Genomic DNA, 21,481 nt, shown 5'->3' with positions numbered 1-21,481 from the left:
CGGTGACGGAACGTAAGAGAACAGTTGCGGAACAAAACACTTTCTGTTCTATTGATGTTCTCGTCATCGGAGGGGCTGACCATGCGTTCGATCCTGATTGTTTCCGCCTTCCTTTTCGGCATCGTGGGGGCCGCGCAGGCACAGGGTGTCGCTCCGGCCACGGACGAACCGATCCCGCGGGCGGAGCGCGCCAAGGCCCGGCAGGATTGCGTTTCCGAGAATGTCGCGCTCGCGGGCGAGGATCTGCGGGCCGCGATGCGCATCTGCATGCAGGGCAAGTTTCCGGGCGTGCGGCTTTACGCAGGCGGCGGCGTCACGCGCGACGGCAAGCCGACGGCCGTGGCGGCGCGGGCGTCCTGCAAGGAGGAGGTCGACGGGCGCAAGCTCGAGGGCCTGGAGCGTATCGCGGCGCTGACGGCCTGCTTCAACGGCAAGCGGCCGGACCTCGCTTTGCGCTCCGAATGCCGCAAGGAGGCGCGGGCCAGGGGGCTCGACGGTGTCGAACTGCGCAAGGCGGTCGACGATTGCGCGCGCGAGGCCAAGGGTTGAGCCGCCCGTTGACGGGACGGCGCCATGACGGCGCAGTGCTGGATCGCTTCGGCGATCCAGGCTAGAGCATCGGATACGAAAAGTGGAATCCACTTTTCGGGAAAATCCGATGCTGAAACTGGGAGATGGATCGCCACGTCGCGTCCAGCGGGACGCACGGCGATCCAAGGCGCAGCCATGGACCTCATCCTCTTCGATCTCGACGGCACGCTGATCAATTCCGAGGCGATCATCCTCGGCGCGCAATACGAGACCTTCAGGCGCTGCGGCCGGGTGCATCCGGGCCGCGAGGCGGGGCTCGGCGTCGTCGGGCTGACGCTCGATATCGCGATGGCGCAGCTTGCCGGGCTCGACCGGCCCGACGACCGCCTGACCGAGAGCTATCGGGAGGTGTTCCGTGCCATGCGGGCGCGGGCCGAGACCGATCCGTCGCTCGACGAGCCGCTTTTCGCCGGCGTCGCCGAGACGCTTGCCGAGCTGAAGCGCCATGGCGGGTTGAAACTCGGCATCGCCACCGGCAAGCCGCGCAAGGGGGCCGAGTTCATCGTCGCCCGGCATGGCTGGCAGGGACTGTTCGATACGGTGCAATCGGCCGATGACGCGCCCTCGAAGCCGCATCCGGGCATGATCCGGCGGGCGATGGCGGAGACGGGCGCGGCGCCGGAACGCACGGCGATGGTCGGCGACAGCTCCTTCGACATCGAGATGGCGGTGGCTGCCGGTGTGGTGCCTGTCGCCGTCTCCTGGGGCTTCCAGCCGGTCGAGAGCCTCGTCGCGCGCGGCGCGCGGCATGTGCTGCGCGCATTCCCCGAGCTTCCGGCCGTGCTGGGATTGGCGAGGGTCGAGCCGGCCGGGCTCGCCTGATCGGCTCGCGATTGCGGCGGCCTTGGCGGCGACGGCGCGGGCTGACGTGGCCGTCATCCCCGCGGCCGTCGGGATGATCGCAGTAACATCCTCGCAACCAAGCCGACTCAGTTCTGTTTAACCTGAATATCCGTTCAGATTCGCGCGTTAACCACCTGATGCCGAGGCCGGGTGCATGGTGACCCCACAACAGGGACGTACCGGCACAAAACAACGCCGGACAGGGGTTTGAACATGATGGGTCATGAGCTTCGTGAATTCGTCGATCGCGTGATGGATCGTCGCGCGATCGACGAAGAAGACGTCAAGCTGCTTCAGCGCGACATCTTGAACGACATCGTCGTCACGCGGGACATCGTCGATGTCCTGGTGGCGCTCGACCGGGCCGTGCCGCAAAGCGCGCCGGCCTATGCGGATTACCTCGTGGCGCTGGTCGTCGACTTCGCCGTCTGGGAGAACCGCCCGACCGGCGTGATCGACCGCGGCAAGGCGCATTGGCTGGTGACGACGCTGTCGGCCGGCGAGGGGCCGACCGCCACGGCCCAGCGTATCGCCTTCGAGATCGCCCGCGAGGCGGAGCATTGCGACGAGGCGCTCATCGCCTTCGCCTTCGCCAGGGGCGCGGCGAAGGATGTGGTCCGTGCCGGCATCGGCGGCGGCGCGCCCGTCTGGCTCGCGAGCTGAGCAGGCCTTGCCGGCCCGCGCGGCCCGATCCGGCGCGACAGCCGACTTTCGCACTGCTGGACGGCGGTTGCGGCCTCCCATACACCCCGGCTATTGCAGACTGGTCTGAAGCCGGGGTTGGGCACGCATGTTCACGAAGATCCTGATTGCGAACCGTGGCGAGATCGCCTGCCGCGTGATCAAGACGGCGCGGCGGATGGGGATCGCGACGGTTGCGGTCTATTCCGATGCGGATCGCGACGCGCTGCATGTCGAGATGGCCGACGAGGCGGTGCATATCGGCGCAGCGCCCGCCGCCCAGTCCTATCTCGTGATCGACAGGATCGTCGCTGCCTGCAAGGCGACGGGCGCCGAGGCGGTGCATCCGGGCTATGGCTTCCTGTCCGAGCGCGAGGCCTTCGCCCAGGCGCTGAAGGACAACGGCATCGTCTTCATCGGCCCCAATCCGGGCGCGATCGCCGCGATGGGCGACAAGATCGAATCGAAGAAGGCGGCGGCTGCCGCCGGGGTTTCGACGGTTCCCGGCTTCCTCGGCATCATCGAGAGCCCGGAGCACGCGGTCAGCATCGCCGACGGGATCGGTTATCCGGTGATGATCAAGGCGTCCGCCGGCGGCGGCGGCAAGGGCATGCGCATCGCCCATTCCTCGGCCGAGGTGGCGGAGGGCTTCGCCAGGGCGAAGTCGGAGGCCGCGTCCTCCTTCGGCGACGACCGTGTCTTCGTCGAGAAGTTCATCGTCGATCCGCGCCATATCGAGATCCAGGTGCTGGGCGACAAGCACGGCAACGTCATCCATCTCGGCGAGCGCGAATGCTCGATCCAGCGCCGCAACCAGAAGGTGCTGGAGGAGGCGCCGTCGCCGCTCATCGACGAAGCGACGCGCAAGCAGATGGGCGCGCAGGCGGTCGCGCTCGCCAGGGCGGTGAACTACGATTCGGCCGGCACGGTCGAGTTCGTCGCCGGGCAGGACAAGTCCTTCTATTTCCTCGAGATGAACACCCGTCTCCAGGTCGAGCATCCGGTGACGGAGATGGTCACCGGCATCGACCTCGTCGAGCAGATGATCCGGGTAGCCTTCGGCGAGAAGCTCGCGATCACGCAGGCCGACGTGAAGCTCGACGGCTGGGCGGTCGAATCCAGAGTCTATGCCGAGGACCCGACGCGCAACTTCCTGCCGTCCACCGGCCGGCTCGTCACCTATCGGCCGCCGGGCGAGGGGCCGGACGGCGAGGCCGTGGTGCGTAACGACACCGGCGTGTTCGAGGGCGGCGAGATCTCGATCTACTACGACCCGATGATCGCGAAGCTCGTGACGCATGCGCCGACGCGGCGTGCGGCGATCGAGGCGCAAGGCCGCGCGCTCGACGCTTTCGCCATCGACGGCATCCGCCACAACATCCCCTTCGTCGCGGCGGTGATGCGGCATCCGCGCTGGATCGCGGGCAATCTTTCGACAGGCTTCATCGCCGAGGAATTCCCGGAGGGCTTCTCGCTGCCGGCGCCGCAGGGGGAGACGGCGCAGCGCATGGCGGCGATCGCGATCGCCTGCGACCACAAGCTCAACCAGCGCAAGCGCAACGTCTCGGCGCAGATGGAAGGCTGGTGCAGGGTCACCTTCGACCGGCATCGCATCGTCGATCTCGGGGCCGAGCGGTTCGAGGGCGCGGTTTCGGAGCAGGACGGGGCGGTCGTCATCGCGTTCGCGGGCCGCAGCGTCAGCGTCGTCAGCGCCTGGGTGCCGGGCGAGCCTGTCTGGCACGGCACGCTCGACGGGGTGAAGGTCGCGGCGCAGGTGAGGCCGATCCTGAACGGTTTCGCGCTCAGCCATGCCGGCGCCCATGCGGACGCCCATGTCTACACGCCGCGCGAGGCCGAGCTTGCCGCGCTGATGCCGGAGAAGGCCGCGGCCGATACCGGCAAGTTCCTGCTCTGCCCGATGCCGGGGCTGGTCAAGGCGCTGCTCGTCACCGCAGGCCAGGAGGTCAAGGCGGGCGAGGCGCTCGCCATGGTCGAGGCGATGAAGATGGAGAACGTCCTGCGCGCCGAGAAGGACGTCACCATCGCCAGGGTCCTCGCCAAGGAAGGCGATTCCCTCGCCGTCGACGCCGTCATCATCGAATTCGCGTGACGGGAGTTTCACTCATGCTGACGATCTGGGGCCGGTTGAGCTCGATCAATGTCCAGAAGGTTGTCTGGGCCGCCGGCGAGGCTGGGCAGGCTTTCGAGCGCATCGATGTCGGCGGGCCGTTCGGCGGGCTCGATACGCCGGAATTCCTGGCGATGAACCCCAACCGGCAGATCCCGGTGCTGCGCGACGGCACGCTCGTCCTGTGGGAATCGAACAGCATCGTGCGCTACCTCGTGGCGCGCCATGCGTCCGGCGAACTCTGGGAGGAGGACCCGGCGCGGCGCGTCCTGGCCGATCGCTGGATGGACTGGACGAACACCTCGCTCCAGCCGGCGCTGGCGCGGCTGCTCTGGGGCGTGGTGCGCAAGCTGCCGGGCTTCACCGATCCGAATGTGATCGCCGAGAGCCTGGCGCAGGGCGAGGCGCTGATGGAAATCCTCGCCGCGCAGCTCGACGACAGCCCCTACCTCGCCGGCGAGCGCTTCGGCATGGCCGACATCGCGGTCGGCTGCGGCGCGCATCGCTGGCTGCATATGCCGATCGAGCGGATCGAGCGGCCGGCGGTCCGGCGCTGGTACGAGGCGATCCATGCGCGGCCGGCGGCGCGGGCGGCGCTGCCTTTGCCGGTCGCGTGAGGTCGCCGGCCGGGCTTCAGAAAGCCGTCAGCATTTGGCCTTAGGCTGCCCGCGGTCTTCCTCATTGTCCGGGGCCCGATGTTCTTCATTCTGTCAAAGCTGGTCTGGTTCCTGCTGTCACCGGTCAATCTGGCTATTCTGCTCGGCGGTTTCTCGGCCCTGCTGGCGTTCACGCGCTTTGCCCGGCCGGCGCGGTGGGTCGGGCTGATCTCCCTCACCGCGCTCGTGCTGATGGCGTTCAGCCCGCTGTCGCTTGTCCTGATCAGGCCGCTGGAGGACCGGTTTCCGCAACAGGATGCGCGCCGGGCGCCCGTCACCGGCATCGTCGTGCTGGGCGGAGCCGTCGGCGTGGCGCGCGGCGATGTCGTGGTGAACGCTCTCGCGTCGCGGATGACGAAGGCGGTCGAGCTGGCGCGGCTGCATCCGCAGGCGAAAATCGTCTTCGCCGGCGGGACAGCCAGCCTGATCTCGACGGCGACGGTGACGGAGGCCGACGGGGCGAAGCTGCTGTTCGAGGGGCTGGGGCTCGATCCGGCGCGGCTCATCTTCGACGACAAATCGCGCAACACGCGCGAGAACGCCGTCTTCGCCCGCCGCCTCGTCGATCCCAAGCCCGGCGAGCGCTGGCTGCTGGTGACCTCGGGCTGGCACATGCCGCGCGCCATCGGCGTCTTCCGCAAGGCGGGCTTCGCGGTCGAGGCTTTCCCGGTCGATTTCTGGTCGAGCGGCGAGGCACGGGATTTCGTCCGGATCTACGCCCGCGCGCCGCGCGCGCTCGAAATCGCCGATATCGGCTTCAAGGAATGGGTCGGTCTCGTGGCCTATCGTCTCGCGGGCTATACCGATGCGCTGTTTCCGGGGCCGTGATCAAGGCGCGCGCGCCGGCAGGGCCAGGCGATAGACGCCGCGGAAAGCGTCGGGGTCGACCGGCCGGCCCTTGCGGGTGATGACGAGCCGGCCCTCCTTCATCAGCTTCACAGAGGCCCGGCGCACCGGCTGCATCAGGGGTCCCCAGCCGTCCGGATGGCCGCCGCCGAGGCTCAGCGCGACATCCATCGGCGAGATCGTCAGCCCCGCCGGCCGCCGCGAGAGCAGCGCGAGGATCGTATCCTCGATCGTCTGGGGATCGATGCTCATGCCGCCGCTCTGCCATTGCGTGCGCGGCCCGCGCAAGCGGCATTGACGCTGCCGCGGCGAGCCGCCACCCTGCGGCCGGAAGCAGGGAGGGCGCCAGGCGTGCCGCAGACCATCACCAAGGGCTACAAGACGCTGGTCGCCGAGGCCGAGAGCCGGATCGTGACGTTGTCGGTCGAGGAGGCGCGGGCGCTGCACGGGAGCGACGGCGTGGTCTTCGTCGATCTGCGCGATCCGCGCGAACTGGAGCGGGAAGGGCGCATGCCCGGCGCCTTCCACTGCCCGCGCGGCATGCTCGAATTCTGGATCGATCCGGAAAGCCCTTATGCGCGGGCGATCTTCCAGGAGGAGAAGCGCTTCGTCTTCTTCTGCGGCGGCGGCTGGCGCTCGGCGCTGGCGGCCGAGGTGGCGCAGGCGATGGGGCTGAAGCCGGTCGCGCATGTGGCGGGCGGATTCGGCGCCTGGAAGAAGGCCGGCGCGCCGGTCGATGCGCCGGCCGACAAGAAGGGTTGAGCCCGGCTTGTCACATGTCGTCATCGTCCTGCTGGTCGCGATCTTCGTCTTCCGCAAGCCGCTGGGCAGGCTCCTCGCGCGGCGCCTGCCCGACCGCGCGAAGCGCCAGCGGGTGCTGGGCACCATCATCGCGGCCTTCCTGCTGGTGATCGCGCTGCGCCTCCTGGCGCTGCTCTGGTAGAGGAAAGAAGGTTCTATTTCGGCGCCTGTGCCCGCGGCCTCACGCCCTTCACCGGGCCGGGCGGCAGCGGCGCCGTTGCGTCCCGATCCGGCGCCGGGCGGTTCTGAAACCGATTCAAGCCGGCGATGTAAGCCTCTGGCAGGCCGAAATGTTTCGCGCCGGCGATCACCGTCTCCATATAGCCCGGGCGCGGCTTTCCGGGCTCGGCCGAGCGGCCGATATAGATCAGCGCGCGCCTGACGCCGCCGGGCACGATCACCGGCTGGCTGATCTTGACATAGAGCCCGCTCGCCAGCTCCTCGAACCTGTCGAGGACCCGCATGTCGGCGACCGAGCAGTCCCAGAGCACGCCGTGGACTTCCTCGCGCGGATCGCGGACGACCGAGGCGTAGCCGTCGCGGGTGACGACGAAGCGATGCCGCGCCAGGCGGGCGGGGCCGAGCGGGCGCGCGTTCGGGCAGCGCTCGGCCATGCCGATGGGGTCCATGTTGAGGCCGTAGGCGAAATAGAGGGGCATGGTTCGGCTCGGCTTTCTCGCGCGTTCGTTGCCCTACTTCGTCTTGTTGAACAACTCCCGTCCGATCAGCATCCGCCTGATCTCGCTCGTCCCGGCGCCGATCTCGTAGAGCTTGGCGTCGCGCAGCAGGCGCCCTGTCGGGTAGTCGTTGATGTAGCCGTTGCCGCCCAGAAGCTGGATCGCGTCGAGCGCGACCTCAGTCGCCTTCTCCGCCGCGATGAGGATCGCGCCGGCGGCGTCCTCGCGGGTGGTCTGCCCCCGGTCGCAGGCCTTGGCGACGGCATAGACATAGGCGCGGCAGGAGTTCAGCGCGACATACATGTCCGCGACCTTGCCCTGGACGAGCTGGAATTCGCCGATCGGCTGGCCGAACTGCCGGCGCTCATGGAGATAGGGCATCACCACGTCGAGCGCCGCCTGCATGATGCCGAGCGGGCCTGCCGCCAGCACGGCGCGCTCGTAGTCGAGCCCCGACATCAGCACGTTGACGCCGCGCCCGACCTCGCCCAGCACGTTCTCCGCCGGCACCTCACAATCCTGAAAGACCAGCTCGCAGGTGTCGGAGCCGCGCATGCCGAGCTTGTCGAGCTTCTGATGGGTGGAGAAGCCCTTCATGCCCTTCTCGATCAGGAAGGCGGTGATGCCGCGCGGGCCGGCCGCCGGATCGGTCTTGGCGTAGACCACCAGCGTCTCGGCGATCGGGCCGTTGGTGATCCACATCTTGTTGCCGGTGATGATGAAGCGGTCGCCCTTCCTCTCGGCGCGGGTCTTCATCGAGACGACGTCGGAGCCCGAGCCGGGCTCGGACATGGCGAGCGCGCCGACATGCTCGCCGGAGATCAGCTTCGGCAGGTATCTGCGCTTCTGCGCCTCGCTGCCGTTGCGGCGGATCTGATTGACGCAGAGGTTGGAATGGGCGCCGTAGCTGAGGCCCACCGAGGCCGAGGCGCGCGAGACCTCCTCGAGCGCGATGCAATGCTCGAGATAGCCGAGCCCGGCGCCGCCATAGTCCTCCTCGACCGTGATGCCGTGCAGGCCGAGCGCGCCCATCTGCGGCCAGAGATCGCGCGGGAACTGGTTCGTGCGGTCGATCGCCTCGGCGCGCGGGGCGATCTTCTCCTGCGCGAAGGCATGGACGCTGTCGCGGATGGCGTCGGCGGTCTCGCCGAGGTCGAAATCGAACGGGCGCGGCGCAGTGGCGGGCATGGTGGAACCTCCCGGCGGATCGGCGGGAGCTGGGCTCCCCTGCCGTCCTTATAGCCGGGTGGGTGCGTGCGCGTCAGGGCTCAGTTGCCGCCGATCGAGCCGGTTTCGTCGATGTCGCGGTTCACGGCCGTGCGCGCGGGCGGGATGCGGCCGGGCGGGGCGAAGCGCAGCGGCGTGCCGCCCGCCGCCTTGGGCGCGCGGGCGCCGGCCGGGGTCGGCAGCGGCTTGCGCTCGGCCACCTTCGGCTCGCCGCCATGCCATTTGCGCGCGCCGATGTCGAAGCGGCCCTGGCGCCAGGCGTCGAATTCGCGCTCGCTGCCGAAGAAGGCGTTGCGGTCGACGTCGCCGGTGATGCCGGGCACGCGGCCGGTGGTGGTGAACTGCCAGAACTCCCAGCGGTCGCGCTGGTAGCGCTTGGCGAGCGGGGCCGCGGTCGAGCGCAGCCAGAAGGGATGGTCGTTGAGCTCGCCTTCCAGCACGTCCTCGTGGAAATTGATGTCGGTGTAGATGATCGGCTTCTTGCCGGTGTGCTCGCGCAGGCCTTTCAGCATCTCGGCGATCTTGGCGAGCGCGAGCTCGCGCGAGATCTTGCGGGTGCATTGCGAGCCGTGCTGCCATTCGACGTCGAGCACCGGCGGCAGCGCGTCGGGATCGCGCGGGATGTGCTTCTTGAACCAGCGCACCTGCTCCCTGGCCGAGCGGCACCACCAGACGAAATGATAGGCGCCACGCGCGATGCCGTGCTTCTTCGCCTGCGCCCAATTGCGCCGGAAATTCGGATCGAGATGGTCGCCGCCCTCGGTCGCCTTGATGAAGGCGAAGCGCGTGCCCGCGCCCTTGACCTTCTCCCAGTCGATCTCGCCCTGCCAGCGCGAGACGTCGATGCCCTGGATCGTCTTGCTGCGCGCGGCGCGGACGCCGTGATGGGGGGCGCTGTCGCCCTTCTTCGGATAGAGCGCTTGCGCCGGCTCGACGAGGCAGGTCAGAAGCGCGGCAAGGGCGAAGGCTCCAAGCCCGATCCGTCCGCTGGTCGAACTCTTGATTCCGGCATCGGATTTTTCCGAGAAGTGGAAACCACTTTTCGGTCCGATCCTCTTGCGCGCTGGCATGTGGTTCTCCCGCATCACGGGTCCAGATGCCGGCAGCGTGGTTAAGCGCCGGTTAGAATCGCAGCGCATTCGAGCAATCAATTTCAGCCTTGGTTAACCGGGCTGATTCGCCCGCTCAGTCGAGGACGGCGGGCTCGCCCTCGTCGTCGGCCGGGCTCAGCGTCGCGGCGACGGCGGGCACGCTGCCGGGGATGCGCGCGACGGGCACGTCGGTGGGTTCTTGCGGCTCCGGCACGGGTTCGGGAGCGGCCGGCTGCGGCGCGGGCGCGGGCTGGGGCGCCGGCGCGTCGCGCTTGTCCCAGCGGCGCGTGCCGATGTCGTATTCGCCGCGCAGCCAGCCGGCGAACTGGCTTTCGCTGCCGAAGAAGGCGTTGCGGTCGACGTCGCCCTTGATGCCCGGTATGCGGCCGGTGGTGGTGAACTGCCAGAAGGCCCAGGGGCGGTTGCTGTAGCGCGCCTCGGGCAGGGAAGCGGTCGAGCGGATCCAGTAGGGGTAGTTGTTGAACTGGCCCTCCAGCACGTCGCGATGGAAGGTGATGTCGGTATAGATCACCGGCTTCTTGCCGGTGAGCTGCTCGAGCTCGGTCAGCATCAGCTGGATCTTCTCGCGGGCGAGCTCGCGGTCGATCTTCTGCGGGCAGGTGCGCGAATGGCCGTTCCATTCGACGTCGAGCACCGGGGGCAGCGCATCGGCATCGTTGGGGATCTGCTGCTTGAACCAGATCGCCTGCTCATGCGCCGGGCGGCACCAGAACACGAAATGATAGGCGCCACGCGGGATGCCGGCGCGGCGCGCTCCTTCCCAGTTGCGCCGGAAGGCCGGGTCGACATGGTCGCCGCCCTCCGTCGCCTTCATATAGACGAAGCGGGTGCCGGCGGCCTTGACCGAGGTCCAGTCGATCTCGCCCTGCCAGCGCGAGATGTCGATGCCGTGGATCGGGTATTTATGGGCCGCCGCGACGCCGGGATGGGGCCTGGCATCGCCCTTCGAGGGATAGTTGTCGAGCGCCACGCAGCCGCCGAGCGCCGCGAGAGCGGCGGCAGCCAGAAGGGGCAGGGCGCGGAAGCGGGGCATGCGGCGGGGGACCATGTCGCGCAGAATTGCGGAGAATGCTTGACGGCCGGTTTACGTTACCAAAGTTCCGCCGCCTGTCAGCCGGATCGAGGGCGGCGGGCCTTCGGAAACGCGAAAGGCGATCCCCGGAGGAATCGCCTTTCGCTGAACTTTCGTCCGAATTTGGTGCGGTCGAGAGGACTCGAACCTCCACGGGTCTCCCCGCTACCACCTCAAGGTAGTGCGTCTACCAGTTCCGCCACGACCGCAGCTCGGTTCCGGTTGCGGGCGGTGCATCCGGTGAGCGGCGCCGATCTAGCAAATCGAATCCGCCGCCACAAGGGCATCGGCGCGGAAAAACGACCGGGGCCGGTTTTTCCGGTGCGGAGCGCCGTTTCAGGCGGCCTCGGCCACGCTGTCGAAGGTGTAGATCGTCGGCCGCTTCAGCATCTGGGTGATCTCGACCGAGATGCGCGCGCCGCTGACCACGACGATTCCCTTGGCGAAGGGGTGGTTGTTGGCGAGGATCTGGACCTCGTCGGTCTCGCTGGTGTTGAGCTCGATGATCGCGCCGCGGCCCAGGCGCAGCAGCTTGTAGATCGGCATCCGGGTCTGGCCGAGCACGACGGTCAGCTCCACCGGGACGAGATCGAGATCGGCCTTCAAATCCTGTCTCCGCAACCCGACTTCAGAATGGAACCGGAGAAGCTTGCCTGCCCGCCGGTTTTGGGGGCAAGAGGGCATCCCGGGCGCCGCGCCGGATCATCTCGCCGGCTCTGGGAACTGTGGACGGAACATGGTTAAGCCATGGTGAAGATGCGCGCGGAGCTTGCCGTCTCCTTCCTGCCGGAAGCGACCTCGGCGCCGGTCGAATGGGTCGTGGCCGAGGGGCTCACCGGCTATGACGAGGCTGTCGCCGAGATGGAGGCGCGTGCCGGGCTGATCGCCGACGGGCTTGCGCCCGAGCGCGTCTGGCTCGTCGAGCATCCGCCGCTCTATACCGCCGGCACCTCGGCGCGCGACGAGGACCTGATCGCGCCGGAGCGCTTCCCGGTGTTCCGCACCGGGCGGGGCGGGCAGTTCACCTATCACGGGCCGGGCCAGCGCGTGGCCTATGTCATGCTCGACCTGAAGCGGCGCGAGCCGGATCTGCGCCGCTTCGTCGCCGCGCTGGAGAGCTGGCTGATCGGCACGCTCGACGGCTTCAACATCCGCGGCGAGCGGCGCGAGGACCGTGTCGGCGTCTGGGTCAGCCGGCCGGACAAGGGGGCGGAGGTCGAGGACAAGATCGCCGCGATCGGCATCCGGGTCAGGCGCTGGGTCTCGTTCCACGGGATTTCGCTCAATGTCGATCCCGATCTCACGCATTTCGACGGCATCGTGCCCTGTGGTGTTCGCCGGCACGGCGTCACCTCGCTCACCGATCTCGGGCTGCCGGTGACGATGCCGGAGGTCGATTCGGTGCTGCGCCAGGCGTTCGAGCGGGTGTTCGGCCCGACCCTTTCCGCCTGATTTACCATCCGTTAGCCATGGCGCCGCCATCTTCGAGCCGGGCTGGGCTAAGATGGGGACGAGAATGCGAAGCTTTTTCCTGGCGAGCAGCCTGGTGCTGCTGCTGTGTGCCTGCAACACCACCGAGCAGCGCATCGCCGGCGCCGCGGCCGGCGCGGGGGCGGGCGCGATCGTCGGCGGGCCGATCGGGGCTGTTGCCGGCGGCGCGATCGGGGCCGTCGCCGCGCCTTCCGTGACCGGATCGATCAACAAGCTGAGCGAATGAGTCCGGCCCGCTCGCGCCGGTCTGCGTAGCCTTTCGCCGGTTGGCGTTTTCGTCGCGGGCGCCATAACCTCGACGGTGAACGTCGTCGAGGGAGGCCGCCCGTGCCGGTCATCGAGAGCAAGGTCGATCTCCATGCGGCCGAGACGCGCGCCAACGCCGAAGCCTGGGCCGCCCTGCGCGAGGAGCTGCAGGAGCGCCGTGCCATCGCCGCGCTCGGCGGCAACGCGAAATCGCGCGAGCGCCATACGGCGCGAGGAAAACTCCTGCCGCGGGAACGGGTGCTCAGGCTGACCGATCCGGGCTCGGCCTTCCTCGAGATCGGCTCGCTCGCCGCCTTCGGGATGTATGGCGGCGATGTCCATGCCGCGGGCATGATCGCCGGCATCGGCCGCGTCGGGGGCCGCGAATGCATGATCGTCTGCAACGATGCGACGATCAAGGGTGGAACCTACTATCCCGTAACGGTGAAGAAGCATCTGCGGGCGCAGGAGATCGCCCGCGAGAACCGGCTGCCCTGCATCTATCTGGTCGATTCGGGCGGCGCGAACCTGCCGCACCAGACCGAGGTCTTCCCCGACCGCGAGCATTTCGGCCGGATCTTCTACAACCAGGCGACACTCTCGGCGCAGGGTATTCCGCAGATCGCGGTGGTGATGGGCTCCTGCACCGCCGGCGGCGCCTATGTGCCGGCGATGTCGGACGAGACGGTCATCGTCAGAAAACAGGGCACTATTTTTCTGGGCGGCCCGCCGCTGGTGAAGGCCGCGACCGGCGAGGTCGTCTCGGCCGAGGATCTGGGCGGCGCCGAGGTACATGCGCGGCTTTCCGGCGTCGCCGACCACTATGCCGGCGACGATGCCCATGCGCTCGCGATCGCCAGGCGCATCGCCGGCAATCTCAACAGCGTCAAGCGGCCGGACATCGACATCGCCGAGCCCGCCCCGCCGCTCTACGATCCCGCCGAGCTCGAGGCGGTCGTGCCGACCGATCTCAAGAAGCAATACGATATCCGTGAGGTGATCGCGCGGCTGGTCGACGGCTCGGCGTTCGACGAGTTCAAGCGGCTCTACGGCACGACGCTGGTGACGGGCTTTGCCCGCATCCACGGCATTCCGGTCGGCATCATCGCCAATAACGGCATCCTGTTCTCGGAAAGCGCGCTGAAGGGCGCGCATTTCATCGAATTGTGCTGCCAGCGGCGAATTCCGCTGCTGTTCCTGCAGAACATCACGGGCTTCATGGTCGGGCGCGACGTCGAGATGCGCGGCATCGCCAAGGATGGGGCGAAGCTCGTCACCGCCGTCGCCTCGGCCCGTGTGCCGAAGATCACCGTGCTGGTCGGCGGCTCCTTCGGGGCGGGCAATTACGGCATGTGCGGACGGGCGTTCTCGCCGCGCTTCCTGTTCTCCTGGCCGAATGCGCGCATCTCGGTGATGGGCGGCGAGCAGGCGGCGAGCGTGCTCGCGACGGTGCGCCGCGACAATATCGAGGCCGAGGGCAAGAGCTGGCCAGCGGAGGATGAGGAGGCGTTCAAGGCCCCGATCCGCGAGAAGTACGAGGAGGAGGGCTCGCCTTATTTCGCCACCGCCCGGCTCTGGGACGACGGCATCATCCTGCCCTCCGAGATGCGGCGCGTGCTGGCGCTGGCCTTCTCCGCGACGCTCAACGCTCCGCTGCCGCAGACGGCCTTCGGCGTGTTCCGGATGTGACGGGGCGGCGGTTCCCCCGGGCGATCCCTGCCGCTATGGTCGCGCCTCGTCAGGAACACGGGAATATGGGGACGCGCATGGCCAGCCACGACAAGGTCGCGATCATCACCGGCGCCGGCTCAGGGATCGGCCGGGCGGTCGCCATCGCCTTCCTGAAGGGCGGCTACCGGACGGTGCTGGCCGGCCGCCGGGGGGATGCGCTCGAGGAGACGATCGCGCTCTCCGGCGTCGGGCAGGGGCGGGCGCTCGCGGTCCCGACGGACGTTGCCGACAAGGGCTCGGTCGAGAAGCTGTTCGCGAAGACGAAGGCCGCCTTCGGCCGGGTCGACGTGCTGTTCAACAATGCCGGCATCAACGCGCCGGGCAGCATCATGCTGGAGGATCTTGCACTGGAGGACTGGCGGAGGGTCGTCGACACCAACCTGACCGGGCCGTTCCTGTGCACGCAGGAAGCCTTCAAGGCAATGAAGGCGCAGGAGCCGCGCGGCGGGCGCATCATCAACAACGGCTCGATCTCGGCCCATGCGCCGCGGCCGAACTCCGTCGCCTATACCGCGACGAAGCATGCGATCACCGGGCTGACCAAGACGGCCGCGCTCGACGGGCGCAAATACGACATCGCCGTCGGCCAGGTCGATATCGGCAATGCGCTGACCGAGATGGCGCGGAGGATGACGATGGGCGTGCCGCAGGCGGACGGCTCGATCAAGGTCGAGCCGGTGATGGATGTCGAGAACGTCGCCACGACCGTGCTGCACATGGCGGGCCTGCCGCTCGAGGCCAACGTCCTGTTCGTCACGGTGATGGCGACGAAGGCCCCGCTGGTCGGGCGCGGGTGAGGCCCGCGCCCTCCGTCACGTCTTACGAGCAGCCGGTCGTCGAGCCGCAAGTGTTGCACTTCAGGCAGGTGCCGTTGCGCACCAGCGTGAAGTTGCCGCATTCGCCACAGCTGTCGCCGACATAGCCCTTCATGATCGCCTCGGCCCGGCGCTCCGACTGTGTCGGCTGGGCGGCGGGCGCCGCGAAGCCGAGCCTGGCCATCTCGACCTCGCCATAGGTTTCCGGCTCCTCCTTCAGCGCCGTCGCACCGGCCGTGGCCAGCGCCGTGACGGAGGAGGCCGAACGGGCGACCGCGTCGTTCGCCGCGCCGCCGCCCTGGATGGCGAGCAGGCTGATCGGCTTGCCGCGGCGGAAGCCGGTCGAGGCCAGCGGCGTCGTCGTGACCGGGGCCGTGGTATCCGGCGCCTTGTCCTGGCCGACGCCGCTGCCCATCACGTCGTGGCCGATCTCGGAAGGATCGACATGGGCGAGGTCGTTGCGGCCGAGATAGGAGATCGCGAGCTCCCGGAAGACATAGTCGAGGATCGAGGTCGCGTTCTTGATCGACTGGTTGCCGGCGACGAAGCCCGAGGGCTCGAAGCGGGTGAAGGTGAAGGCCTCGACATATTCCTCCAGCGGCACGCCGTATTGCAGGCCGAGCGAGACCGCGATGGCGAAGTTGTTCATCATCGCCCGGAAGGCCGCGCCCTCCTTGTGCATGTCGATGAAGATCTCGCCGAGGCGCCCATCGGCATATTCGCCGGTGTGGATATAGACCTTGTGGCCGCCGACTACCGCCTTCTGGATGTAGCCGGTGCGGCGGTCGGGCATCTTCTCGCGCTCGCGCTTGCGCTCGATGCGCTCGACGATGCGCTCGACGATCTTCTCGGAGATCTGCGCGGCGCGCGCGGCCATCGGGGCCGCGACCAGCGTCTCGACCGCGTCGTCGGCCTCGTCGTCATCGTCGGCGATCAGCGCCGAATTCAGCGGCTGCGAGAGCTTGGAGCCGTCGCGGTAGAGGGCGTTCGCCTTCAGCGCCAGCTTCCAGGAGAGCATATAGGCGCTCTTGCAGTCCTCGACGGTGGCGTCGTTGGGCATGTTGATGGTCTTGGAGATCGCGCCCGAGATGAAGGGCTGCGCCGCCGCCATCATGCGGATATGGCTCTCGACCGAGAGGTAGCGCTTGCCGATGCGCCCGCAGGGGTTGGCGCAGTCGAAGACGGCATAGTGCTCCTTCCTGAGGTGCGGGGCGCCTTCCAGCGTCATCGCGCCGCAGACATGGACGTTGGCCGCCTCGATCTCGGCCTTGCCGAAGCCGAGGAAGGGCAGGAGCTCGAACGACATGTCATTGAGCTTCTCGGCCGGGACCTTCAACGTGCCGGTGAGGAAATCCTCGCCCAGCGTCCATTTGTTGAAGACGAACTTGATGTCGAAGGCGCTCTTCAAGCCCTTCTCGACCGCCTCGATCTTCTCGTCGGTGAAGCCCTTGGCCCTGAGCGAGCCCGGGTTGATGCCCGGCGCCTGCTTCATCGAGCCGTGGCCGACGGCATAGGCCTCGATCTCGGCGATGTCGGCCTCGCGGTAGCCGAGCGCGCGCAGCGCGTCCGGCACGGCGCGGTTGATGATCTTGAAATAGCCGCCGCCGGCGAGCTTCTTGAACTTCACCAGGGCGAAGTCGGGCTCGATGCCGGTGGTGTCGCAATCCATCACGAGGCCGATCGTGCCGGTCGGCGCGATCACGGTCGCCTGGGCGTTGCGGTAGCCGTAGCGCTTGCCCTGCTCCAGCGCCTCGTCCCAGACGGCGCGGGCGCGCTCGGCCATGGTCTCGGCCGAGCCGCCCATGCGGGCGAGCGTCGCGTGGTCGAGCGGGACCGGGGTTACGCTGAGGCCCTCATAGCCGTCGGCGAGGCCGTGCGCCGCGGTGCGGTGGTTGCGGATGACGCGCAGCATGTGGCTGGCGTTCTTCTTGTAGCCGGGGAAGGGGCCGAGCTCGCCCGCCATCTCGGCCGAGGTCGCGTAAGCCGCGCCGGTCATGATCGCGGTCAAGGCGCCGGCGAGCGCGCGGCCCTCGTCGGAATCGTAGCCGAGGCCCATGGTCATCAGCAGGCCGCCGATATTGGCGTAGCCGAGGCCGAGCGTGCGGTACTCGTAGGAGAGCTCGGCGATCTCGCGGCTGGGAAACTGCGCCATCGTCACCGAGATCTCGAGCACGATCGTCCAGAGCCGGCAGAGATGCTCGTAAGCCGCGACGTCGAAGCTCTTGGTTTGCGTATCGTAGAACTGGAGCAGGTTGGCCGAGGCCAGGTTGCAGGCCGTGTCGTCGAGGAACATGTATTCCGAGCACGGATTGGACGCCCGGATCCGGCCCGAGGCCGGGCAGGTGTGCCAGTCGTTCATCGTCGAGTTGAAGTGCAGGCCCGGATCGGCGCTCGCCCAGGCGGCGTAGCCGATCTTCTCCCAGAGGTCGCGGGCCTTCAGCGTCTTGACCGTCTTGCCTGTGGTGCGCGCCGTCAGGTTCCAGTCGCCATCGGTCTCGACCGCGCGCAGGAAATCGTCGGTCAGCGAGACCGAGTTGTTCGAGTTCTGGCCGGAGACGGTGAGATAGGCGTCGGAATCCCAGTCGGTGTCGTAGGTGTCGAAGGAGATGTCCTTGTAGCCCTGCCTGGCGAACTGGATGACGCGCTTGATGTAGTTGTCCGGCACCAGCGCCTTGCGGGCGAGCTTGATCTCGCGCTTCAGGGCCGGGTTCTGCTCGGGATCGAAGCAGGAATCGCCGTCGCCCTCGCAGTTCACGCAGGCCTTGAGCACGGCCTTCATGTGCTTCTTGACGGTCTTGGAGCCGGTGACGAGGGCGGCGACCTTCTGCTCCTCCTTCACCTTCCAGTCGATATAGGTCTCGATATCGGGATGGTCGGCGTCGACCACCACCATCTTGGCGGCGCGGCGCGTGGTGCCGCCCGACTTGATCGCGCCCGCCGCGCGGTCGCCGATCTTGAGGAAGGACATCAGCCCGGAGGACTTGCCGCCGCCGGCGAGCTTCTCGCCTTCGCCGCGCAGCGCCGAAAAATTCGAGCCGGTGCCGGAGCCGTATTTGAACAGGCGCGCCTCGCGCACCCACAGGTCCATGATGCCGCCTTCGTTGACGAGGTCGTCCTGCACGCCCTGGATGAAGCAGGCATGCGGCTGCGGGTGCTCGTAGCTCGACTTCGACTTCACGAGCTTGCCGGTCTTGAAGTCGACGTAGAAATGGCCCTGGCTCGGCCCGTCGATGCCATAGGCCCAGTGAAGGCCGGTGTTGAACCATTGCGGCGAGTTCGGCGCGACGCGCTGGGTGGCGAGCATGAAGCGCAGCTCGTCATGGAAGGCGCGGGCATCCTCCTCGGAGGAGAAATAGCCGCCCTTCCAGCCCCAATAGGTCCAGCAGCCCGCAAGACGGTCGAAGACCTGCTTGGACGAGGTCTCGGAGCCGGTGCGCTCGGCCTCGGGCAATTCGGCCAGCGCCGCCTCGTCGGCGACGGAGCGCCAGAGGAAGGAGGGGACGTCGTTCTCCTCGATCTTCTTCAGGCGCGCGGGCACGCCGGCCTTGCGGAAATATTTCTGCGCGAGCACGTCGCTGGCGACCTGCGACCAGGCCTCGGGAACCTCGATGCCTTCCAGCCGGAAGACGACCGAGCCGTCCGGGTTCCTGATCTCGCTGACGGCCGATCGGAAGGGAATCGCGGCATAGGGCGACTGTCCGGCGGTGGTGTAGCGGCGCTCGATGCGCATGATCTTCGTCCCTTGCATGCCGCGGGCGGATGACCCGCGCGGCCGGTTGATCACCGGCTCCTGTTCAGCCCAACTCGGTTTGGTGCCCCGTGGGTCCCGGCGGTGTCGTCCCGCCCTCAGGCCCGGTCGCGGCCAGAGGCGCGCGTGCCCGTTCGCGATCTGCGATCTCTCGCGGATGCGGCGGCAGGCCCGGGCAACTCTGGAAACTAAGGTCTCGCCGTTCCAGAGGCGTCGCCGCCAGCCGTCATGCGATGGGCCAAATCTAGTGCAGGTGGCGGCTGTCCGTCAAGGAATAGTGGCCGGCAATCCCCGCAGGCACGACATCTGGTAGGGATGTGTGAGTTGTGGGGATAAGTTTCAAGGCGTCCGCTAAGCCTCGGGAATCGCCGGGGAATCGGATCCGCCCGGCTGAGATTGCCACAGGCCTGCGGGAAACGCAGCGCCCGAAATCCCGCTGTTCGTGGTTGACGGGCGATGGAACCGGTGTTTGCGGGCCCGGGCCGCGCGCAGTGCTTTGAAAGCTGCCCGGAAGTGGCTGATCCAGGGCGACTTCCGGGTAATGGGGCCTCCTGCGGGGAGCTTTCCGAATCGCGGCCGAATCACGGCCGAATCGTGGCGGGGTTTTGCGCTCAAGGCGCCATCAGCCTCAGCCGGGCTATGCCGGCCGGCGCGCGATCGAGCCCGGAGCTTTCATGGCCCGCGATCCTGTCGCTCATCTATCTGAGACGATGCGACCGGCAGGCTGGACAGCAGGCGGCGCGGGGGCCATAAGTCGCCCGATTGTTTTGCATCGCGCGCATGGACCTGAAGACGATGAAGGACTGGCTGCTGCAGATCTTCACCTGGTGGAACGGCCAGACGATCGGCACGCGTTTCCACACCTGGCGCCATGGCGAGCGGGTGGGCGAGGACGAGTTCGGCAATGTCTATTACCGCACGAGGGGCGGGGTGAAGGACAAGGCGCTCGGCTTCCAGCGGCGCTGGGTGATCTACAAGGGCGAGGCGGAGGCCTCCAAGGTGCCGCCGGGCTGGAACGGCTGGCTGCATCACACGGTCGACGTCGCTCCCTCCGAGGAGAGCTATCAGCCGCGCGACTGGCAAGAGCCGCACCAGCAGAACTGGACCGGCACGGCGCTGGCCTATCGCCCGCAGGGCTCGACGCTCGCCGAGGGCGAGCGCCCGGCCGCCACCGGCGACTATCAGGCCTGGACGCCCGGCCGCTGAGAGCGGGACTTACGCCCTTTTTCCGCTGCCTTCATCGTGTTACTGCGCCTCGTCGCGCCCGCGGCGCCGGGGAGATTCGCAAAGCCTCCATGCCGTCCTTGTCCCGTTTTCCGATCCTGGCCGGCCTTGCCGCGAGCGCGCTTGCGCTGGTGGCCGCCGGTCCGGCCGAGGCCGACCGCATCAAGAACCCGACGGCGGTCTTCGCCGGGCTCGACAAGATCACCGGCCGGATCATCTCTTTCGAGGTGGCGATCGACGAGACGGTGCAGTTCGGCGCCCTGCAGCTGACGCCGCGCGTCTGCTGGACACGGCCCCCGACCGAGGCGCCGCAGACCGACGCCTTCGTCGAGGTCGACGAGGTGACGGTCAAGAACGAGTACCGGCGCATCTTCACCGGCTGGATGTATGCGGCGAGCCCAGGCCTGCACGGCGTCGAGCACGCGATCTACGATGTCTGGCTGACCGACTGCAAGGGCGGCTCCGAGCTCGTGATCGATCCCAAGGAGCCGGAGGCGCCGCCCCCCGAGGAGCCGCGCCGGCCGCGCACCCCGCCGCGCGAGGCCGCCCCGCCGCGCCCCGCGCCGCCGCCTGGCGGCCGCATCGACGTCGAGCCGCCGCGCGGCGTGCCGGTGCAGCCGCAGCGGCCGAGCCAGCGCTTCTTCCCGACCAACCCCGTGCTTCCGCGCGATCCGACCGGCAGCGGCGCCTGAGCGCGCCGCCCGGCGGCTGGCCTTCAGATCTCGGCGAGGGCTTCCCGGCCGCCGATGGGCGTCCCGGCCGGCCAGCCATGCCAGTCGCCGTCATGCCGCAAGGCGTCGTCGAGCAGGCGGCGATAGGCGTCGCGCGGGATCTCGATCGTGCCGAAGCGGGCGAGGTGGCCGGTCTGGAACTGGGTATCGAGCAGGCGATAGCCGCCGCGCCTGAGCCTTGCGACGAGATGGACCAGCGCGACCTTCGAGGCGTCGGTCTCACGGTGGAACATGCTTTCGCCGAAGAAGGCGCCCCCGAGCGACAGGCCGTAGAGCCCGCCGACGAGGCGGCCCTCATGCCAGCATTCGACGGTATGGGCGTGGCCCAGCGCGAAGAGCTCGCCGAAGATCGCGCGGATGCGGCTGTTGATCCAGGTCTCGGCCCGTTCCGGCCTCGCCTCGGCGCAGGCGGCGATGACGGCGTCGAAGGCGGTGTCTACCCTGACCTCGAAGCGATCGGCGCGCACGGTGCGGGCAAGCCGCGCCGGGAGATGGAAGCGATCGAGCGGGATGATGCCGCGTTCCTCCGGCTCGACCCAGAACAGGCCCGGATCGTCGGCGCTCTCCGCCATCGGGAAGATGCCGGCGGCATAGGCGCGCAGCATGATCTGCGGCGTGATCGCGGGGCTTTGGAGGGGCACGGAACGGGCCTTCATCGCCGGATGGGAGCGCGGGAGCGGCGGTTATGTCAAATGACGGCCGGTGCCGCGTATTCGCAGAGGAGCCACGCCGTCATTCCGGACAAGCCGCGAAGCGGCGCCGATCCGGAATCCACCATGGGGCGCGCGCTCCGATGGATCCCGGATCAAGCCCGGAATGACGATGAGGTTCTGCACGCGTCACTTCAGGACATGGCTGAGG

The 21,481-nt window shown here is 68.1% G+C and carries 21 protein-coding genes, 1 tRNA gene and 1 pseudogene; 14 read left to right on the top strand and 9 right to left on the bottom strand.

Features of this window, described 5'->3' with window-relative positions:
* The first annotated feature begins 81 nt into the window (after positions 1-81).
* From M9917_RS20895 to M9917_RS20870, 6 genes are all read left to right on the top strand, one after another.
* Positions 82-549, top strand: a complete 468-nt coding sequence (locus M9917_RS20895) for a hypothetical protein (RefSeq protein ID WP_297256941.1) — start codon at positions 82-84, stop codon at positions 547-549.
* A gap of 177 nt (positions 550-726) precedes the next feature.
* Positions 727-1,413: an HAD-IA family hydrolase gene (locus M9917_RS20890; RefSeq protein WP_297256939.1), complete on the top strand. Its 687-nt coding sequence runs from the start codon at positions 727-729 to the stop codon at positions 1,411-1,413.
* A gap of 234 nt (positions 1,414-1,647) precedes the next feature.
* Positions 1,648-2,097, top strand: coding sequence for a hypothetical protein (locus tag M9917_RS20885; RefSeq protein WP_297256937.1), 450 nt, complete (start codon positions 1,648-1,650; stop codon positions 2,095-2,097).
* Positions 2,098-2,224: 127 nt separating this feature from the next.
* On the top strand, positions 2,225-4,225 hold the full coding sequence (locus tag M9917_RS20880) for an acetyl-CoA carboxylase biotin carboxylase subunit (RefSeq protein WP_297256936.1): 2,001 nt from the start codon (positions 2,225-2,227) through the stop codon (positions 4,223-4,225).
* Between the two features lie 14 nt (positions 4,226-4,239).
* Positions 4,240-4,860: a glutathione S-transferase family protein gene (locus M9917_RS20875; RefSeq protein ID WP_297256934.1), complete on the top strand. Its 621-nt coding sequence runs from the start codon at positions 4,240-4,242 to the stop codon at positions 4,858-4,860.
* 78 nt (positions 4,861-4,938) lie between these two features.
* Positions 4,939-5,727: a YdcF family protein gene (locus tag M9917_RS20870; protein ID WP_297256932.1), complete on the top strand. Its 789-nt coding sequence runs from the start codon at positions 4,939-4,941 to the stop codon at positions 5,725-5,727.
* Here M9917_RS20870 and M9917_RS20865 read toward each other — a convergent pair whose 3' ends face one another.
* Positions 5,728-5,997: a DUF3253 domain-containing protein gene (locus M9917_RS20865; protein WP_297256930.1), complete on the bottom strand. Its 270-nt coding sequence runs from the start codon at positions 5,995-5,997 to the stop codon at positions 5,728-5,730.
* Between the two features lie 99 nt (positions 5,998-6,096).
* Here M9917_RS20865 and M9917_RS20860 point away from each other — a divergent pair, with 99 nt between their 5' ends.
* On the top strand, positions 6,097-6,507 hold the full coding sequence (locus M9917_RS20860; RefSeq protein WP_297256928.1) for a rhodanese-like domain-containing protein: 411 nt from the start codon (positions 6,097-6,099) through the stop codon (positions 6,505-6,507).
* 7 nt (positions 6,508-6,514) lie between these two features.
* Entirely contained in the window at positions 6,515-6,688 is a 174-nt protein-coding gene (locus M9917_RS20855) for a hypothetical protein (protein ID WP_297256926.1), read from the top strand.
* Positions 6,689-6,701: 13 nt separating this feature from the next.
* Here M9917_RS20855 and M9917_RS20850 read toward each other — a convergent pair whose 3' ends face one another.
* The 6 genes and pseudogenes from M9917_RS20850 to M9917_RS20825 form a co-directional block, all read right to left on the bottom strand.
* Positions 6,702-7,205, bottom strand: coding sequence for a gamma-glutamylcyclotransferase family protein (locus M9917_RS20850; protein ID WP_297256924.1), 504 nt, complete (start codon positions 7,203-7,205; stop codon positions 6,702-6,704).
* Between the two features lie 33 nt (positions 7,206-7,238).
* The gene (locus M9917_RS20845) at positions 7,239-8,411 is read right to left on the bottom strand and encodes an isovaleryl-CoA dehydrogenase (RefSeq protein WP_297256922.1); all 1,173 of its coding nucleotides are present in this window, start codon (positions 8,409-8,411) and stop codon (positions 7,239-7,241) included.
* Positions 8,412-8,491: 80 nt separating this feature from the next.
* Complete coding sequence (locus M9917_RS20840) at positions 8,492-9,520, bottom strand: glycoside hydrolase family 25 protein (protein WP_297256920.1); 1,029 nt, start codon at positions 9,518-9,520, stop codon at positions 8,492-8,494.
* Positions 9,521-9,836: 316 nt separating this feature from the next.
* A pseudogene (locus tag M9917_RS20835) lies at positions 9,837-10,610 on the bottom strand (glycoside hydrolase family 25 protein); the annotation flags it as partial.
* 148 nt (positions 10,611-10,758) lie between these two features.
* Positions 10,759-10,843 (bottom strand) — tRNA-Leu (locus M9917_RS20830).
* A gap of 127 nt (positions 10,844-10,970) precedes the next feature.
* Positions 10,971-11,240, bottom strand: a complete 270-nt coding sequence (locus M9917_RS20825; RefSeq protein WP_297256916.1) for a FliM/FliN family flagellar motor switch protein — start codon at positions 11,238-11,240, stop codon at positions 10,971-10,973.
* A 141-nt stretch (positions 11,241-11,381) separates the two neighbouring features.
* On the opposite strand from M9917_RS20825, the gene lipB reads away from it, so the two are divergent.
* From lipB to M9917_RS20805, 4 genes are all read left to right on the top strand, one after another.
* Complete coding sequence (gene lipB, locus M9917_RS20820) at positions 11,382-12,086, top strand: lipoyl(octanoyl) transferase LipB (RefSeq protein WP_297256914.1); 705 nt, start codon at positions 11,382-11,384, stop codon at positions 12,084-12,086.
* A 64-nt stretch (positions 12,087-12,150) separates the two neighbouring features.
* On the top strand, positions 12,151-12,351 hold the full coding sequence (locus M9917_RS20815) for a hypothetical protein (protein ID WP_297256912.1): 201 nt from the start codon (positions 12,151-12,153) through the stop codon (positions 12,349-12,351).
* 101 nt (positions 12,352-12,452) lie between these two features.
* Positions 12,453-14,060 (top strand): carboxyl transferase domain-containing protein, encoded by a 1,608-nt coding sequence (locus tag M9917_RS20810; RefSeq protein WP_297256910.1) that lies wholly within the window; start codon positions 12,453-12,455, stop codon positions 14,058-14,060.
* Between the two features lie 77 nt (positions 14,061-14,137).
* Positions 14,138-14,899: an SDR family oxidoreductase gene (locus M9917_RS20805; RefSeq protein ID WP_297256908.1), complete on the top strand. Its 762-nt coding sequence runs from the start codon at positions 14,138-14,140 to the stop codon at positions 14,897-14,899.
* Positions 14,900-14,921: 22 nt separating this feature from the next.
* Here M9917_RS20805 and M9917_RS20800 read toward each other — a convergent pair whose 3' ends face one another.
* The gene (locus M9917_RS20800) at positions 14,922-18,647 is read right to left on the bottom strand and encodes a vitamin B12-dependent ribonucleotide reductase (RefSeq protein WP_297256906.1); all 3,726 of its coding nucleotides are present in this window, start codon (positions 18,645-18,647) and stop codon (positions 14,922-14,924) included.
* Between the two features lie 813 nt (positions 18,648-19,460).
* Between M9917_RS20800 and M9917_RS20795 the strand changes: the two genes are divergently transcribed.
* Together M9917_RS20795 and M9917_RS20790 are read left to right on the top strand one after the other, a co-directional pair.
* Positions 19,461-19,871: an NADH:ubiquinone oxidoreductase subunit NDUFA12 gene (locus tag M9917_RS20795; protein WP_297257141.1), complete on the top strand. Its 411-nt coding sequence runs from the start codon at positions 19,461-19,463 to the stop codon at positions 19,869-19,871.
* Between the two features lie 89 nt (positions 19,872-19,960).
* Positions 19,961-20,581, top strand: a complete 621-nt coding sequence (locus M9917_RS20790) for a DUF2155 domain-containing protein (RefSeq protein ID WP_297256904.1) — start codon at positions 19,961-19,963, stop codon at positions 20,579-20,581.
* Positions 20,582-20,604: 23 nt separating this feature from the next.
* On the opposite strand, the gene aat is transcribed toward M9917_RS20790, so the two are convergent.
* Positions 20,605-21,225, bottom strand: a complete 621-nt coding sequence (gene aat, locus M9917_RS20785) for a leucyl/phenylalanyl-tRNA--protein transferase (protein ID WP_465246412.1) — start codon at positions 21,223-21,225, stop codon at positions 20,605-20,607.
* Between the last annotated feature and the right edge of the window lie 256 nt (positions 21,226-21,481).

Origin of the sequence: Bosea sp. (in: a-proteobacteria) (assembly GCF_023953965.1) — a bacterium.
In the GTDB taxonomy this organism is placed as follows: Bacteria; Pseudomonadota; Alphaproteobacteria; order Rhizobiales; family Beijerinckiaceae; genus Allobosea.
Note: the sequence above shows the minus strand (reverse complement) of the source record. Positions and strands in the feature narration are given on the sequence as shown.

What these genes read in the sequence shown, in the direction of transcription:
- M9917_RS20895 (WP_297256941.1), top strand. Translation starts at nt 82, where the DNA reads ATGCGTTCGATCCTGATTGTTTCCGCCTTCCTTTTCGGCATCGTGGGG.
- M9917_RS20890 (WP_297256939.1), top strand. Translation starts at nt 727, where the DNA reads ATGGACCTCATCCTCTTCGATCTCGACGGCACGCTGATCAATTCCGAG.
- M9917_RS20885 (WP_297256937.1), top strand. Translation starts at nt 1,648, where the DNA reads ATGATGGGTCATGAGCTTCGTGAATTCGTCGATCGCGTGATGGATCGT.
- M9917_RS20880 (WP_297256936.1), top strand. Translation starts at nt 2,225, where the DNA reads ATGTTCACGAAGATCCTGATTGCGAACCGTGGCGAGATCGCCTGCCGC.
- M9917_RS20875 (WP_297256934.1), top strand. Translation starts at nt 4,240, where the DNA reads ATGCTGACGATCTGGGGCCGGTTGAGCTCGATCAATGTCCAGAAGGTT.
- M9917_RS20870 (WP_297256932.1), top strand. Translation starts at nt 4,939, where the DNA reads ATGTTCTTCATTCTGTCAAAGCTGGTCTGGTTCCTGCTGTCACCGGTC.
- M9917_RS20865 (WP_297256930.1), bottom strand. Translation starts at nt 5,997, where the DNA reads ATGAGCATCGATCCCCAGACGATCGAGGATACGATCCTCGCGCTGCTC.
- M9917_RS20850 (WP_297256924.1), bottom strand. Translation starts at nt 7,205, where the DNA reads ATGCCCCTCTATTTCGCCTACGGCCTCAACATGGACCCCATCGGCATG.
- M9917_RS20845 (WP_297256922.1), bottom strand. Translation starts at nt 8,411, where the DNA reads ATGCCCGCCACTGCGCCGCGCCCGTTCGATTTCGACCTCGGCGAGACC.
- M9917_RS20840 (WP_297256920.1), bottom strand. Translation starts at nt 9,520, where the DNA reads ATGCCAGCGCGCAAGAGGATCGGACCGAAAAGTGGTTTCCACTTCTCG.
- lipB (WP_297256914.1), top strand. Translation starts at nt 11,382, where the DNA reads ATGGTGAAGATGCGCGCGGAGCTTGCCGTCTCCTTCCTGCCGGAAGCG.
- M9917_RS20815 (WP_297256912.1), top strand. Translation starts at nt 12,151, where the DNA reads ATGCGAAGCTTTTTCCTGGCGAGCAGCCTGGTGCTGCTGCTGTGTGCC.
- M9917_RS20805 (WP_297256908.1), top strand. Translation starts at nt 14,138, where the DNA reads ATGGCCAGCCACGACAAGGTCGCGATCATCACCGGCGCCGGCTCAGGG.
- M9917_RS20800 (WP_297256906.1), bottom strand. Translation starts at nt 18,647, where the DNA reads ATGCGCATCGAGCGCCGCTACACCACCGCCGGACAGTCGCCCTATGCC.
- M9917_RS20795 (WP_297257141.1), top strand. Translation starts at nt 19,461, where the DNA reads ATGAAGGACTGGCTGCTGCAGATCTTCACCTGGTGGAACGGCCAGACG.
- M9917_RS20790 (WP_297256904.1), top strand. Translation starts at nt 19,961, where the DNA reads ATGCCGTCCTTGTCCCGTTTTCCGATCCTGGCCGGCCTTGCCGCGAGC.
- aat (WP_465246412.1), bottom strand. Translation starts at nt 21,225, where the DNA reads ATGCTGCGCGCCTATGCCGCCGGCATCTTCCCGATGGCGGAGAGCGCC.